General features: G+C 71.4%; 11 protein-coding genes. 4 read left to right on the top strand and 7 right to left on the bottom strand.

Features of this window, described 5'->3' with window-relative positions:
* Positions 1-10: 10 nt before the first annotated feature.
* From ACQP0P_RS10500 to ACQP0P_RS10485, 4 genes are read left to right on the top strand one after another with little or no spacing between them, the layout of a single operon-like run.
* The gene (locus ACQP0P_RS10500) at positions 11-484 is read left to right on the top strand and encodes a hypothetical protein (RefSeq protein WP_433374185.1); all 474 of its coding nucleotides are present in this window, start codon (positions 11-13) and stop codon (positions 482-484) included.
* Positions 481-2223, top strand: a complete 1743-nt coding sequence (locus ACQP0P_RS10495) for a glycosyltransferase family 2 protein (RefSeq protein WP_433374182.1) — start codon at positions 481-483, stop codon at positions 2221-2223. The genes ACQP0P_RS10500 and ACQP0P_RS10495 overlap by 4 nt, the downstream gene beginning before the upstream one ends.
* Positions 2223-4145, top strand: a complete 1923-nt coding sequence (locus ACQP0P_RS10490; protein WP_433374179.1) for a glycosyltransferase — start codon at positions 2223-2225, stop codon at positions 4143-4145. Before ACQP0P_RS10495 ends, ACQP0P_RS10490 begins: the two co-directional genes overlap by 1 nt.
* On the top strand, positions 4142-5935 hold the full coding sequence (locus tag ACQP0P_RS10485) for a glycosyltransferase (protein WP_433374176.1): 1794 nt from the start codon (positions 4142-4144) through the stop codon (positions 5933-5935). The genes ACQP0P_RS10490 and ACQP0P_RS10485 overlap by 4 nt, the downstream gene beginning before the upstream one ends.
* Before the next feature lie 73 nt (positions 5936-6008).
* On the opposite strand, the gene ACQP0P_RS10480 is transcribed toward ACQP0P_RS10485, so the two are convergent.
* From ACQP0P_RS10480 to ACQP0P_RS10450, 7 genes are all read right to left on the bottom strand, one after another.
* Positions 6009-6815, bottom strand: a complete 807-nt coding sequence (locus ACQP0P_RS10480) for a polysaccharide deacetylase family protein (protein ID WP_433374173.1) — start codon at positions 6813-6815, stop codon at positions 6009-6011.
* A 551-nt stretch (positions 6816-7366) separates the two neighbouring features.
* Positions 7367-8815, bottom strand: a complete 1449-nt coding sequence (locus ACQP0P_RS10475) for a methyltransferase domain-containing protein (RefSeq protein WP_433374169.1) — start codon at positions 8813-8815, stop codon at positions 7367-7369.
* A gap of 844 nt (positions 8816-9659) precedes the next feature.
* Complete coding sequence (locus tag ACQP0P_RS10470) at positions 9660-10952, bottom strand: homoserine dehydrogenase (RefSeq protein ID WP_433374166.1); 1293 nt, start codon at positions 10950-10952, stop codon at positions 9660-9662.
* A gap of 59 nt (positions 10953-11011) precedes the next feature.
* A complete protein-coding gene (gene lysA / locus ACQP0P_RS10465; RefSeq protein ID WP_433374163.1) occupies positions 11012-12394 on the bottom strand; it encodes a diaminopimelate decarboxylase in 1383 nt (460 codons plus the stop codon).
* Between the two features lie 140 nt (positions 12395-12534).
* The gene (locus ACQP0P_RS10460; RefSeq protein ID WP_433374160.1) at positions 12535-13347 is read right to left on the bottom strand and encodes a neutral zinc metallopeptidase; all 813 of its coding nucleotides are present in this window, start codon (positions 13345-13347) and stop codon (positions 12535-12537) included.
* A gap of 43 nt (positions 13348-13390) precedes the next feature.
* A complete protein-coding gene (locus ACQP0P_RS10455) occupies positions 13391-14047 on the bottom strand; it encodes a DALR anticodon-binding domain-containing protein (RefSeq protein WP_433374155.1) in 657 nt (218 codons plus the stop codon).
* Between the two features lie 30 nt (positions 14048-14077).
* Entirely contained in the window at positions 14078-15985 is a 1908-nt protein-coding gene (locus tag ACQP0P_RS10450; protein ID WP_433374141.1) for a hypothetical protein, read from the bottom strand.
* Positions 15986-16035: the final 50 nt, after the last annotated feature.

Here is a 16035-nt window from a genome sequence, read left to right as displayed (position 1 = left end):
GTAAGCGCGGATGCCCACGCCCCGAAAACTGACGCTTCTGGCGGCGACCATCGGTCCGGTGGTACTGATCACGCTGACGCTGCTCGCGGGCACCGATGTCATCTCGGCCACGGCGGCCGTCGTGCTCGGCGCGATCGCGACGGTGTTCGCCGTCCAGATGCCGACGATCGCGACGGTGCGCAGGGTCGACGGCAAGGCCCTGCGGATCGACACCCGCATCAAGCGCTACGAAGCGGAGCTGGCCACGGTCAAGGCCGCCACCGAGCGGCTGGACCGGCGGCTGGACGAGATCGTCGAACTGCTCAGGGAGCACGAGCGGAAGCGGGACGAGGACCTGCAGACGATCCTGGTCTCGCTGGGCGAGGATCGGCTGGTCTCCATACCGCAGCGCCAGGAGATGGCGGAGATGGTCAACGACCTGCTGCCGCGACTGGCCGCCGTGGAGGCGCGGACCGAACAGGCCACTCCGGAGGGAGAGGCGTGAGCGGGGCCGGGCACAGTGATCTGGCCGATCTGGCCGATCTGGCCGGCGTCCCGCGCGCCAGGGTCAGGCAGAACGACTACGGGCCGCTGCTCCCGCCCGACCTGGGCCGGTGGGAGCCCCGGCTCAGGGTGAGCGTGGTGATCCCGGCGTACGACTGCCAGGACGCCCTGGACCGCACGCTCGCCTCCCTTGCCACACAGACCTACCCCGCGCATCTGACGGAGGTGGTCGTGGCCGACGACGGCAGCGACCCGCCGCTGCGCGTCCCCGAGATCACCCCGGCGGGCACCCGCCTCGTCCGGGTACCGGAAGGCCGCTGGGGGCGGGGCTGGGCCCGCCAGACCGGCGCCGAGGCGGCGGCCGGCGACATCCTGCACTGGGTCGACTCCGACATGATCCTCGACCGGGAGCACGTCGAGGCGCACATGCGCTGGCACCACCTCCTCCCCTACGCCGTCGTGATGGGCGACGTCCGCTTCGCCCCCGACGGGACCTGGCCCCGCGCCGGGGAGGTCCTCTCGGCCGTGCAGGCCGGGGACGCGGAGAGACTGTTCGACGGGTCCGCGCCACACGAGTGGCGGGCGGGCGTGCTCAAGGAGACCCGGTGGCTGCGGGACGCGGGCGCCGGGGCCTACCGGCTCCACTCGGGGGCCAGCACATCGGTCCCGGTGGCACTGCTCCGCTCGGCCGGCGGCGTGAACACCGCGTTGAACATGGGCGAGGACACCGACCTCGGCTTCCGCCTCGCGCAGGCGGGCGCGGTCTTCATCCCCGACCCGCAGGCCCGCGGCTGGCACCTCGGCCCGTCCACGGTCATGCTCAGGGAGAAGGAGGTGCACCGGCACAACTGGTCGGTGCTGCCCGACCTCATCCCCGATCTGCGCTGGCTGCGCACCCACCCGCGCAGGACCTGGCTGGTGCCGTACGTGCACGTCGTCGTCGACGTCGGCGGCGCCCGCTATGAGGACGTGCGGGCGAGCGTGGACAGCGCGCTCGCGGGCACCCTCATCGACGTCGCCGTCACCGTGGTCGGGCCCTGGGCCCGGCTCCCCGCCGGGCGCCACCCCTCCCTCGACGAGCCGCTGCTCGATCTGCGTCTGGTGCACAACCTGTACGTCCATGAGCCACGGGTCCTCTTCGCCGAGGAGGCGCCCTCCGGCTCGGCACCCGCGCCGTTCCGCCTCACCTTCCCCGCCGGGTGGGCACTCGGCGCCGACAGCCTGGCCGAGCTGGTGAAACTCGCCGAGAGCGAGGGGTACGGGCTGCTGAGCGTGGTGCTCGACGAGGAGGCCACCGGGGTCAGGGCGGCCAGGTTGGAGCGCACCGCCGCCTTCGCCAGGGCGGCGCTGGTGACCGGGGGCGCCCCGGACGGTGACCTCGGCAGTGACATCGACAGTGACATCGGCAGTGACATCGGCAGTGACATCGGCAGTGACATCGACGGTGCCGTCCACGAGCTTTTCGGCTCCCTGTGGGTGAGTGCCGCCGAGTTCGGCATGACGACCGCCGGGGAGGCGGAGCCCGTCGCCGGGGACCCCGCGAAGTGGCGGGCCGAGAGCACCCGCTGGAAGCGCGAGGCGGAACGGCTGCGGGGCGAGGTGGAGAGCCTGCGCGCCGAGACCGAGCGTCTGCGGACGGAGGCCGGGCACCCGCGGGACGAGCGGCGGCGCGGCCCTCTGGGGAGGATCATCCCGGCGGCCGGGCGGCAGACGGCTCCGCGGCGGGGGAAGAGCGGCTGATGTCCCTTCTGATCGATCTCGTCCGCACCGCCGGGGAGCGGAACGGCCGGCGGCGCGTCCTCGTCTACTGCGTGGGCTTCGAGACACTCGGCGAGCTGGAGTCGTACGGGGCGATGGACCTCGACGGCGACCTCGACGGCATCCCGCGCGCGGAGGAGGGTGCCGCGGAGATCCTGGTGCTCGCCCGCACCCCGGCGGACCTCCGCAGGGCCGCGAGCCTGCAGTCACTGCTGGCCATGGCCACCCGGGTGGTCGTCGCCGTGGAGGAGACACCGCACTGGTACACCGCGCCGGTGCCCTCGCCCACTCCCGCGCACCGCTGGCGGTCGCTCGTCGAGCTCCGGGTCCACCAGCCGGAAGCACCCGCCTGGGTGATCGAGGCACGGTTCTCCAAACCGGCACCCGCCGGGCGGACGCTCGCCGCGGCCGCCAGGGCGTTCGCGGGACACCGGATGGACGCCGTCGCCGCGCCCGTCGCCGGTCTGGCCGGCCCCGGAGCGGCCCACTGGCGGCCCGGTGACCCGAACGCGGCCCCGGCCTCACCGAGAGGGCCGGTCCCCGACCGGTTCGGGGCCCGCGGCGCCGACCTGGTCGTGCGCGCGACCGACGAGGAGCCGCCGCCCTGGTCCGGCGACGAGAGCCCGGTGGACCGCCCGGTCGCCGAGCTGATGAGCTGGGAGCGGCTCGGCCGCCCCGGCGGCGGCAGGATCCTCCAGGCCGGCCTCGGCGACCTGTCAGAACCCCGGACCGTCCCACCGGTCGACGACCGCTCGGTCAACCCGATGGGCTTCGTCACCGTACCGTCCCTCGGCACCGCCGAGCTGTCCGTGGAGTCCGGCCGCTGGGCGATCACCTGCGGTGGCCGGACCCTCACCGCCTTCGCGACCTCCGGCGCCGTCACGGACGTGGACGTCAACCGGATCAGGCAGGTCAGAGGGGTACGGGTGGACTGGCGGCGCGGCCACAGCGGCCCGGTCGCCGCGCTCCGCGTCGTCACCGGGCTGGCGGCGGCCGGGGTGCCGCTGGTCTCCGAGGCCGTACCGCGCTGGGCGGGCGCCCTCGGCCCCGAGCTGGCCAGGCTGATCACCTCGGTCGACGAGCCCGCGCTCAAGGACGACCTGGAGCGCGAGGAGCACAGCATCCGGCTGCGCCGCGAGGCGCTGCGCGGCCATGGCGTCCGCGCCCGCTGGGAACAGCTCGGCGTCCCCGCGAGGCCATCGCCGCCGGTCTCGGTGCTGCTCGCCACCCGCCGCCCGGAGATGGTGGGCTTCGCGCTGGAGCAGCTGGCCAGGCAGCGCGGCGCCGAGTTCGAGGTGATCCTCGCCCTGCACGGCATCCCGGCGACGCATCCCGGCGTGGCCGGGGCGCTGGCCTCCTTCGAGCGGCCGGTCACCGTGTTCGAGGCGAACGAGGAGAGCGTGTTCGGGGCCATGTTGAACGAGGCCGCGGCCAGGGCGTCGGGATCGTTCCTGTTGAAGATGGACGACGACGACTGGTACGGGCCCGACTTCATCTCCGACCTGCTGCTGGCCCACTCCTACTCGGGGGCCCAGGTGGTGGGCATGGTCCCGGAGTTCGTCTACCTCGCCTCGATCGGGGTGACCGTCCACCGCGAGCAGGTCACCGAGCAGATCACCAACTTCATCGCCGGAGGGACCATCTTCGCCGAACGCTCCGCCTTCGAGGCCGTGGGCGGCTTCCGTCCCCTGCCCGGCACGATCGACGCCCAGTTCCAGCACGCCGTACAGGCCGCGGGCGGGCAGATCTACCGCACCCAGGGGCTGGGCTACATCCTGCGGCGCGGCAACGTCGCCAACCACACCTGGCGCGAGCCGATCGGCACCTTCCTGCGACGGAACAAGCGCCAGTGGCGCGGCTTCCGGCCCAGCGCGCTCATGGAACTCCCCCCGGAGGCACCGTGAACGCGCCGCGCACACCGTGGGTCCCGGCCGGGGGAGGCGTGGACGCGCCGTACGCACCGCCGGTTCCGGTCGTCCATGCCGCCGCGCTGCGGATTCCCGGCAACGACTACGGGGTGCTGCCGGCGCCCGTCCTCGGCGCGTGGGAGCCGCGCCTGCCGGTGAGCGTGGTGATCCCCGCCAGGGGAGGGCAGGACAGACTCGATCTCACCCTGGCCGCGCTCGCCGCGCAGACCTACCCCGCGCACCTCCTGGAGGTGATCGTCGTCGACGACGGCAGCGCGCCCCCGCTCCGGCTCCCCGAGATCGCCCCCGAACGCACCCGGATCGTCCCCGGCGCCCCCGGCCGCCGGGGCATCGCCTGGGCCCTGGAGACCGGCACCGCCGTCGCGGACGGCGCGGTGATCCACCGGATGGACGCCGACATCGTCTCCTACCGGGAGCACGTCGAGGCGCACATGCGCTGGCACCACCTGGCCGGCTACCTGGTGGTGCTGGGGACGCTGCGCTTCACCGCCATGACGGGCACCCCGCCCACCCCCGCCGAGGTCCAGATCGCCGTCGCCAAGGACAGGGCGGACTCCCTCTTCACCGAGGACCCCGAGCACGGGCACGACTGGATCGTCGAGCTCGTCACCGCGCACCGCGGCTTCCGCGACGCCCCCAGCTCGCTGCTGCACCGCGTCCACGTGGGCGCGACGGTCTCACTGCCGGCCGCCCTGCTGAAGGAGACCGGAGGACTGGACACCTCCCTGCGGCTCGGCGAGGACACCGAGCTGGGCTACCGGCTCACCCAGACGGGCGCGGTGTTCGTCCCCGACGCCGAGGCGCTGAGCTGGCACCTGGGCACGACGACCGCCATGCGCAGGCCCGCGGACGTCAGGCGGCACAACGACCCGTTCATCGCCGACCGGGTCCCCTACCGACGCCACCTGCGCACCGACGCGGGCCGGCAGTGGCTGGTCCCCTATGTCGATGTCGTGGTGGACGCCCGAGGCGCCTCCTTCGAGGACGTCAGGGCGAGCGTCGACGGGGCACTGGCCGGCAGCCTGGCCGACGTGCACGTCACCCTGGCCGGGCCGTGGGCGTCGCCTGCGGGCGAGCGCCATGAACCGGTGGGCGGGCCGCTGGACGACCCGTTGCTCGACCTGCGGCTGCTGCGCGGCCAGTACGCCCACGACGGCCGCGTCTCCTTCGTCGAGCGGGTCCCGCCGACCTCGGCTCCCGCGCCGTTCCGGCTCGTCTGCCCGGCCGGGTGGGTGCCCGGGGCGGAGACGCTGGCCATGCTGGTCGAGCGGGCGGAGCAGGAGGACGAGGGCCTGCTGCTCGTGGCGCTGGACGAGGACGAGTCAGGCGTTCTGGCCGCCCGCCTGGAGCGGACCTCCGCCGTGGCGAGGGCGAGGCGGGTGGCCCGCGAGGGCGAGTCGCTCGACGACGTGATCGCCGAACTGCACGGCGCGACCTGGCTGGACGCGGAGTCCTGGCGGCTACGGCCGGCGGCACGCGCCTACCCCTCCTGGGCGACCGACCGCAACCGGGAGGCCGTGCGCTGGCGCGCGACGGCCGAGTCGCGGGCACGGGAGGTCGAACGGGCCCAGCGGCAGGTCGCCGCGCTCAAGGCCGAGCTCAAGGAGTTGCGCGCGGTGGCCGCCAAGGGCCGCCGCGACACCGTCAGGTGGAAGGAGAAGGCCGAACAGCGCCGCCTGGAGGCCGTCGCCCTGCGCCAGGCCCGGCAACGCTCCCTGCTCGGCCGCGCCGCCCGCGGCCTCCGCAGGCTCACCGAGGGCTCCTGACGGCCTTCCCCCGGCCTGGATCACCTGGACCGGACCTGTGGGGATCGCGGAGAGGTCCTGAAGGGGCCGTTCCTCAGCCGGGCACGGGGCGGTAGCGGGCGCCGACGGCACTCTGCAGCGTCTTCACGACGGTGCCGCGGGACTTGCGCGCCGCCAGCCAGTCGAGGAAGGGGTTCAGGCGCTCGGGAGCCACCGAGTAGAGTCCGCAACGGTCGCAGACCCGGTGGAACACCAGCGGAACCAGGCCGCCACCGCTCTTCTCCGCGTTGAGTACCTGCTGTTTCATGTGTCGCAGCAGGGTGTCCTCGCGGACGGAGCCTGGCGTGCGGATCTCGTAGCGGTCTCTCGGGCGCGTGGTCTCGCTCGCCGGGCAGCCGGAGCACTTCCACTCCCTGAGCCCGCCGACCGAGCGGGCCGCGTCGTAGCCGCACCGCCTCGCCACCGCCTTGGCGTCGGAGTCGACCGCGCCGAACGGGTAGGCGAGGGTGGCCGGCCGGTACCCCCACGCCACCAGCCTTCTGCGGTCGTCGCAGATCTGCCCCTCCTGCTCGCTCTGGGTGAGCTCGGTGAGGCGGACGTGGGTCAGCGTGTGACCGCCGATCTCGTGGCCCTTCCCGGCTATCGCGGCGAGGTGGCGACGGGTCAGCTTGAGCTCGCCGCCGATGGTGTCGGTGTTGATGTAGAACGTTCCGCGCATGCCACGTTTCTCCAGCATGCGGGCCACGGCCAGGTGCGTGGAGTCACCGTCGTCGAAGGTGAGCGAGACGACGGTCTCCACCTTCTTGGCGGGTTTCACGGTCTTCGCCTGACCGACCTGTCCCGGCGCCATCGCGACGGCCAGCGTCACCACCGGTGCCACCGCCCAGCGAACGATCTTCACAGTGAACTCTCCTTCCGGGAGGCGCGGGCGCCCCAGGAGGCTGGGAGTCGTACGGGCGTGGACGATCACCGCGAGAGGGCAGCGAAGTCATTCAGCGAACGAGGTACACAGGAAATCACTATATAAGCCCACATAGCTAACTAAACGATCTACCAGCAAACCCTCAGGAAGCCGATGCCGACCCGGCATGACCCGGCCCTCTTCCGGACGTCGGCCGAGTCCGCCGGTCGGATCAGCCCCAATGGCACGCGACGGCCGGCGCGCACCGTGGACCGGGATCCCGGCACGGTCCACAACGACCCGCGCGAGCACGTGACGAACCATCTCGCCGACCGTGACGGGATCCTGATCGTTGACGACACCGGGCTCCCGGGGAAGGCGCGTGCCGGGCCGGGGCACAGCCGCGTGAACCCGACGTCGTCACCTCGCGGGCATGGCACCCGCACGATCCGCTCCCGCCCCTGCCCACACCTGCCGTCTACACCCCCGGCGTCCTCACCACCGGCGAAATCATCGGTTCGGGATCGGGGCCCTGCCGGGGGTCGTCGAGGTCAGCGCCCGTTCTCCCGGGAAGGACGGCTGCGATAGACCTGGGTCTCGATGTTCAAACTCATCTCGCATTCCGCGCCGAAGTAGAAGTCCTGCGCCTCCTTGAAGACCTCCTCGACACCTCTCTGCGCACGCACAAAGGACAGGAGTCCCCAGGCGTCCGCCCGCCCGATACGGATCTCATCCGGGCCGAAGGCCGGTTGCGAGCCTCCCGTGTTGCGCACCGTCGTCGAGAAACGGCGGACAGGTTCGAAGCCGAACTGCTCGGCACGCCCCGGCAGGTCGGTCAGGAACGTGCGATCACCCGCGTAGTTGCGGTTGTGCGTCTCGATCATCCGACGGATCACGTCGGGACCGCGGAAGCTGTCATCGTTGACATCGACCACATAAAGGAGTCCGCCCGGCCGCAGCACCCGCCGCATCTCAAGCAGGGCCAGGTCCGGACTGCGAAGGTGAACGAACACGAAGTTCGCCGTTATCACGTCGTGTGACGAATCGGCTTCACCCGTGGCGTAAGCGGTGCCCTCGCGGAACGTGATCTCCGGAAAGCTCGACCGGGCCCTGGCGAGCAGCTGAGGTGAGGGCTCCACCCCCCGCACGCGATACCCGGCGAGCGGCTCCTCCTGTGCGACCGCCGCCAGGTATTCCCCGGGCCCGGTGCCGATGTCGAGCAACGAGGCAGGCGCGGGCGGGAACGGCGTCGACGCCAGACGCGGCCGCTGCTCGGTGGCCATCAGCCGGCCCTGCGCGGTCAGGCGCGGCATCTCGGCCTCAATGGACAGCGGCTCCAGGTAGTGGTTCTCGGCCCCGAGGCGGTCGGCCGCCAGCGCGTCGCCGCGTCCGCTCTCCACCAGAAAACGGACGAGTGACGGGACAGAGATCCGACTGCCGCCGGGTGCCGGTTTCTTGTCCAGGGCCCGGTTTTTGACATAGAAATCCTCTATGGCCTCCTTTCCTTCCACTGTCATCACCGTGATCGCATCGTCAGCGGAACCGATGTCGGCGTGCCTGACGAAATTCCGCCTGGTGTACCGGTCGATAAGGTAACGGTGCTGCCCCATGACGAGGAGGAAAAAGCGGTCCGGTCGCAGCGACTCGCAGATCTGGCGCAGCATCGAGGTGCCTATGCGTTCGCTGACATGATGCCCCCGATGCTCGGCGAGTTCCACTCGCTTGCCGATCTGAACCGTCAGCCCGTCCACTTTCGGCAACTCCAGAGTGGACAGCTCAGGCGCCCCCGGCTCATAAAGATAAGCCGATATCACGGCGATGATCTCTCCGTTGAGCATGGCGCCCAGGTGAAGGCCCTTCGGGTCCTTCTCGTGGTTCACCATCTCCTCTCCCCAGCCTTGTTCGGTCGCGAACACATGCCGTCGGAGCCCGAGAATCATCTCGCTGCAGTCATTCCAATTCAGCCAGCGCGCTTGGATCTCACTGCTGTTTCCGGTCATCGAACACCTCCCAGTGAATTCATAGCTGATTCCCGGAAATTCCATGGCCTTTTCGAAGCCGATCGGTCACGGCTTGGAGCCCGACCGGCGCGTTCGTCTCTTTCAATGGGGCCGGGCGTCCGGCCCCGGCGAGCACTCACTCAAACCGCCCCGTCCCGAACTTCGGATGGGCGTGGCCTATCCGGGCCGCCATGACCCGCCGCACCTCCAGCCGGCACTTGACCTCTTGGTCCGTGATCAGGCCGTTATGATCACGATAACAGCAATGATCGTGACATTACGAACAGCTACTTGCGGCTGACTTGTAACTCACCGGTCTGGCACTCAACACCCTGCCGGTCGTCCCGATCTCCCTGGACACGGCGAAAAAGCCAGGGGGAATATACGGACCTGTGTCGCGCCGGGGTTCACGATCCTGGCCGGAGAAAGGGCCGAGACCCACTCGGCATGTCGTATGAGGGCGCGAGGCGTCCGGCCGGCGCTGAACGCGCGCTACCCGCCGACGAACTTCGAGACGGCCTGGATCGCGGGCGAGGCGGAGACGGTGACCGGCTGCGGCCCGGCCTTTCCCCCGCCGGGTACGCCGTGTTCACGGCCTGGCACGTCTTTGTCGAACCGCCGGGCCGGGAGCCGTTTCCCACGGCACCCGCAACCGCTTTCAGCTCAGCGCGATGATCTGGGCTCTGCGGATCCAGCCGGCCGGAGCATGTCGCGCGCCGGCCGGTTTGCGGATCTCGCGTTCCTCAACCGTTTCGTGCGGTGTCCGCCAGAACGGAGGTTACGGCACTGCCCTATCGGGCCTTGACGGTACGTCTCAGCTGACCGCTCAAAAAGGAATGGAGCACTAAGGAGCGTCCTCGCCCTCCACCCGCATGACGCTCACCACGTCGCGGACGATGTCCAGCTCGCGCAGGCCCTCGATGGTGGCCGAGAGCGCGGCGTCGCTGGCCCGGTGGGTGACCAGCACGAGCTGAGCGTCCGCGCCGTGGCCCTCCTGACGGACGGTCTGGATGGAGACGTCCTGCTTGGCGAACATGTCGGCGACCCTGGCGAGCACGCCGGGCTTGTCGGCGACGTCCAGCGAGACGTGGTAGCGCGTGACGGTCTCGCCCATCGGGTGCACGGTCAGGTCCGCGTAGGTGGACTCCGCAGGGCCCCGGGTGCTCGCCAGCACGTTGCGGGCCACGGCCACGATGTCGCCCAGCACCGCGCTCGCGGTCGGTGCGCCGCCGGCGCCCGCGCCGTAGAACATGAGCTGGCCGGCGGACTGCGCCTCGACGAACACGGCGTTGTACGCCTCACGGACCCCCGCCAGCGGATGCGTCCTGGGGATCATCGCCGGATGCACCCGTACGCCGAACGACCTGCCGTCCTCCGAGCGGGCACAGATCGCCAGCAGCTTGATGACGTAGCCCATGGCCTTGGCGCTGGCCACGTCCGCCGCCGTGATCTCGGTGATGCCCTCGCGGTGCACGTCGGCGGCCGTCACCCGGCTGTGGAAGGCGATCCCGGCGAGGATCGCGGCCTTGGCCGCGGCGTCGAAGCCCTCCACGTCGGCGGTGGGGTCCGCCTCGGCGTAGCCCAGCGCCTGGGCCTCCCCCAGCGCGTCGGAGAACGAGGCCCCGGTGGAGTCCATCTTGTCGAGGATGTAGTTGGTGGTGCCGTTGACGATGCCGAGCACCCGGTGGACGTGATCCCCGGCGAGCGACTCGCGCAACGGGCGGACCAGCGGGATCGCGCCCGCGACGGCGGCCTCGAAGTAGAGGTCGGCGTTGCCGGCCCTGGCCGCGGCGTGGACCGTCGCGCCGTCCTCGGCGAGCAGCGCCTTGTTGGCCGTGACGACGGACTTGCCGCCGTTCAGCGCGGCCAGGATGAGCGCCCTGGCCGGCTCGATTCCGCCGATCACCTCGATGACGATGTCGATGTCGTCCCGGGTGACCAGGGCCTCGGCGTCGGTGGTGAGCAGGGCGGGGTCCACGTCGGCGTCTCGTCTGCGACCCAGGCGCCGCACGGCGACCCCGGCGAGCTCCAGCGGTGCCCCGATGCGTGCGGCGAGGTCGTCGGCCTGCTCGTGCAGCAGCCTGACCACCTGGGAGCCGACGACTCCGCATCCCAGAAGTGCGACTTTCAGCGCCATACGATCACGCCCCCTCTCGCCCACGCCACGCACGGGTTTCTCGTCCGCTCCTGGTCGTTTCACAGCTGTCCTCTCAGCAGGTCGTCCTCGGTCTCCCTGCGGACGATCACGCGGGACACCCCGTCCCTGACCGCGACCACGGCGGGCTTGGGGAGGTAGTTGTAGTTGTTGGCGAGCGAGCGGCAGTAGGCGCCGGTGCCCGCGACGGCGACCAGGTCGCCGGGGGCCAGGTCGCCGGGGAGCCACAGGTCGCGCACAACGATGTCGCCACTCTCGCAGTGCTTGCCGACCATCCGGGAGAGCATCGGCTCCGCGGCGCTCTCCCGGGAGGCCAGGCGCGCGGTGTACTCGGCCCCGTAGAGGGCGGTGCGGAGGTTGTCGCTCATGCCGCCGTCGACGCTGACGTAGGTGCGCAGCCCCTCGACGTCCTTGATCGTGCCGACCTCGTAGAGCGTCACCCCGGCGAGCCCGGCGATGCCCCTGCCGGGTTCGACGGTGAGCTTGGGCACCGGCAGTCCGGCGGTCCTGGCCACCTTGCTGACGATCTCCCGCAGACTGTCGGCGATCTCCTTGACGTCGAGCGCGATGTCACCGTCGACGTAGGGGATGCCGTAGCCGCCGCCGAGGTCGAGCTCGGGCAGCACGACGTCGTGCTCGTCCTTGATCTGCACCAGGAGCTTGGCCAGGCGGCCCGCGGCCACCTCGAACCCCGCGGTGTCGGTGATCTGGGAACCGATGTGGGAGTGCAGGCCGACGAGTTCCAGCTGGGGCAGGGCGAGGATCCGCCTGGCCGCCTCCGCCGCCGCGCCGGAGCTCAGCGAGAAGCCGAACTTCTGGTCGTCGTGGGCGGTCGCGATGAACTCGTGGGTGTGGGCCTCGACGCCCACGGTGACCCGGATCATCACCCGGGGACGCCTGCCGTGCTTGTCGGCGAGGAAACCCAGGCGGGCGATCTCCTCGAAGGAGTCGGCCACGATGTGCCCGACACCGGCCTCGACGGCCCGCTCCAGTTCGGCGGACGACTTGTTGTTGCCGTGCAGGGTGATCCGCTCGGGCGGGAAGCCGACGCTGAGCGCGACGGCGAGCTCACCGGCGCTGCACACGTCGAGGCCGAGGCCCTCCTGCATGATCCAGCGGGCGACCTCGCGGCACAGGAACGCCTTGCCCGCGTAGTGGACCTCGCCCCCGGAGAACGCGCCGGCGTAGTCGCGGCAGCGGGAGCGGAAATCCTCCTCGTCCACCACGTAGAGCGGGGTGCCGTGCTCGGCGACCAGATCCCTGACGTCCACGCCGCCGATCGTGATCGAGCCGTCGGCTCGGCCCGACGTTCGCGGCCAGATGGTCGGGTCAAGCGTGTTCAGGTCGGCGGGTGCGTGCGGAGGGCGCTCCTCGGGCAGCACTTCGGCATGCCGGTCACCGGCGGGATGGGCGAATCGACTCACCCGATCGAGGCTATCGGACCCGGTGATCCCCCTGAGACGATTGCCCACCTATCGAGACGCGATCGCCCTCGAACGCGCGAATTTTTTACGTTATTGACCACTTTGGCGACATATTTTAATGTCGCGCCGCGGCAGAATCCTCAGGAGACCCGCTCGTCGGGAGCGCCCCAGGTGTTGCAGGACGCCACCGTGCCGCCCTCCTGACCGCGCCGCATCCACTCGGCGCTGCTGGCGCCCGAGCCGTGCGACTGCCGGTAGCCCGCCTCCGCGTCGTCCTCGGCGCCGGAATCATGCCCGGCGAAGCCGCGCAGGCTCTCCAGCCGGCGCGGTGTGGCGACGCGCAGCGTCGCCGCCGCCAGGCAGTCCGCCTGGAGTTCGAGCCGCCGCGACCACGCCTCGTCGAAGGCCTCGGAACCTCTCTGGTCGGCGATCCCGCTGACCTCCTGAACGTGATGGGCGTACTCGTGGGCGAGCGTGAACATCATCGGGAAGGCCGGTTCGTCCTCGACCAGCACGTTGACGACGCGGGAGTCGGGACAGTAGATCCCGGCCCAGTCGTAGTCGTCGATCCCGCACGCGGCCGCCTCGGGGACGGCGATCAGCCGCACCTCCTCCGGCGGCGCGTAGTCGATGCCCGCCTTCGCCAGGGTGTCCGCCCACATCCGGTCCAGGCATCCGGCGAGGGCCTTCAGCGACGCGCGGGCGTCGGCGTCGAGGTTTCGCGGGAGCGTGCCGCAGCGGGCGTCGATCGGCCCCGTCTCCTCGTACAGGCGGTGCGTCGCCGCGGCCGAGCGGGGCGAGCCTGGCGCGGTTCCGAGGAGTTCGCGCAGGTCGCCTCCCAGATAGGCGAGCCCGCCGAGGATCACCGCGAAGGCGAGCAGCATCGGCAGCACCCGTCGGATCATCCCGGGGCGGCGTGGCTCGTACGCCTCCCAGTCGCGGGGACCGCCCATTCGCCGCTCTCCTGATCCTTTTGATCTTCTTTGAGAGGGTCTATCACAACCTGTCGGGAGCCGTCTCGCCAAGCGCCGCCAGCACCTCGGCCAGCACGTCCCGTACCGCCCGCGCCAGGCGTACCCGGGCGGTGTGCAGCTCCGACGGCTCCTCGTCACCGGCGGGGAGCGCGGCGGCCCCCTCGAAGGCGTCGTGGTAGGCCAGGGCCAGGTGTTCGGCGTAGGCGGCCCACCCGGGATCCCGGCTCACCCGCCTGCCGTGCACCTCGGCCAGCGACCTGAGCACCGCCCTGTCCCTACGGTCGTCGAGCAGTTCGGGCCTGAAGGCCCCGCCGACGCCCAGCTCCACCGCCCAGCGCTGCACGGCGACCGCCCGTGCGTGCGCGTACCTGACGACGAACCCGGGGTTGGCCCACGTCCTGGGGAGGTCGTCCCACGGGGACGTGCCCGTGACGGGTGGAACGGGCCCGCCGATCTCCGTGACGAGCTCGCCGGGCACGGACACCGTGATCTCCAGAAAACCGCCGGCCGACACCCGGACGGCCGCGACGCCCGGCAGCGCGCGGAGCCGGTCGGCTGTCCTCTCCGGATCCTCTCCCCGGCGCAGCGCGGCCGGGGAGACGTAGATCGCCTCCTCGGCCCACGTCCCCTTGGGGATCGGCGGCAGGCCGAGGACCTCACCGAGCACGCCTGGCCTCATCGGATCAGCCTAGACTCCGGACGTACGCGCTCAGATCAGCGCGTGCGGGTCGGCCGGACCGTAGTCGACGAGCTGGGCCGAGCCGAGCAGCCAGCGGTCGCGGTCACGGAGGCAGACATAGCCGAAGCGATCCGCGGAGAAGACCTTGATCCCGTCCGCGCGGCACTGGCGCATCAGCACGTCGGCCCAGTTCTCCGAGACGTCGGCGAAGCCGATGCCGCGCAGCACCGTACGGCGGGCCAGCAGGGTGGCCCCCGCGACGTCGGGGAGGTAGGAGTACTCCGCCGAGGGCTGGCGCAGCACCGTCGCCGCGACGTCACGCAGGTGGGCGTAGTAGGCCGCCTTGCCGACGATGTCGGCGCTCGCGAACAGGAACGCCCGGCTGAGATCGGTCAGGTAGTGCTCTCCGTACCGGTCACGGGCGTCCATGACCGCCACCAGGTCCCCCTGGCACAGGTCGAGGGCGCGGTTGAGCATGCCGCCCGTGGTGAGGCCGGGGTCGGGGCGGCGTACCGTGACGTGCACCTGGTCGGGCAGCGCGGCGCGGGCCCGCGCGGCGGCGTCGGGGACGTCCGAGAGCAGCACCAGCTGGACGACGCCCTTCTGTGGCGCGACCTGGGCCAGCGTGTAGTCCAGGTCGCCCCGGTCGATCATGATCACCGAGATGTTCAGGGTGGCCCGGCCGCTGGGCAGGCCGACCGCGTCCAGCAGATCGTCGACCTTGTTGGTCATCGTGCCCGAGGCGTACGCCTGGCGGAGCGCCAGGTGGGCCCGGCGCGGGTCGGGCTCGGTGCCGATGGAGGTTCCACAGGCGGCCAGCTCGGCCATCCGCCAGGGCTCGGTGCCCGGCGGGCAGTCGACCGCGACGGGCCAGCGGTAGGAGGTGAGCACGTCCGGATACGACAGGTGCCCGGGGAGCAGCTCCTCCAGCGAGAGCACCCGCTCGAACCGGTCTCCGGCCAGCGGCAGCGGGTTGTGCACGCGTGGCTGGATGGCGAAGGGCAGGATTCCCAGCGAGGGCGCCCGGCGGCCCGGCTCGGGCTCCTGGGCCGCCAGCGCGGCGCCCCAGGCCCCCACGGACTTGGGCAGCGCGGTCACCACGTGCTCGAACAGCCTGGCCGCGGCGACGAATCCGGCGGCCTCGCCCCCGGTGTGCCAGAAGACCGTGCGGATGCCCCGCTCCGCGCACCAGGACAGCAGGGCGCGCAGTCCCTGGCCCGGCCGGCGCAGCTCCGGTGCCCACGGCCCCTCGGTCACCGACTCGACCAGCAGCAGGTGCGGGACCTCCGCCGCCAGCACCCGGGCGAAGTCCTTGGGCGTGAAGCCGGTGCTCTGGCGCCACTCGTAGCGCAGCAGTGCCTCGCCGTGCGGTGAGGCGATCACCGCGGCGGTCAGGTGCGGGCGGGTGTTCGGCCCGGTCGGGACGCGAAACGGCTTGAGCTTGACCGACCTGCCGCCGACGGTTCTGACGGAACTGGTGGCCTGGAAGGACGCGCCGGGCAGCACCGCCTTGTCGCCGCTCTTGCGCGGCACCGGCTGGCGCTTGGGAGCGGTCGGGCGTTTGGCGGGCTTGGCCGCCCCGCGCAGGCCACGCGCCAGCCGCACCGGGTTGCTCTTGCCCGTCTTGATCGCGTCACCGAGCCGGGACCAGCGGGCCACCTGCACCGAGGAGAGCTTCCACCTGGCCACCTCGGCCTGGTAACGCTGCTCCGCCAGGTCCTTGCGGAGCTTCTCCTCGGCCGCGTTCGCCGCCTCCAGTCGCTCCTCGGTCTCGCTGAGAAGTTCTCGCACCCCACGCAGTTCTTCGGCCACCCGCTCCGCGTCAGCGATCTTGGCCTGTGCCGCGTCAAGCAGACGGGCCAGCTCGGAAGCCCTTTCCGCGTGTGCCACCGCCTCCCGTAACGCCTGCCGTGTGCTTTCGAGTTGGTCGCCCGCCACGCCGTCCTCCGTTTCCTCAGCCGGGCGAAAGGATACCCTTTGCTCAATCG

It is taken from the genome of Streptosporangium sp. CA-115845 (assembly GCF_050943795.1).
Lineage (GTDB): Bacteria > Actinomycetota > Actinomycetes > Streptosporangiales > Streptosporangiaceae > Streptosporangium.
This window is presented reverse-complemented; position numbering and strand designations above follow the sequence as displayed.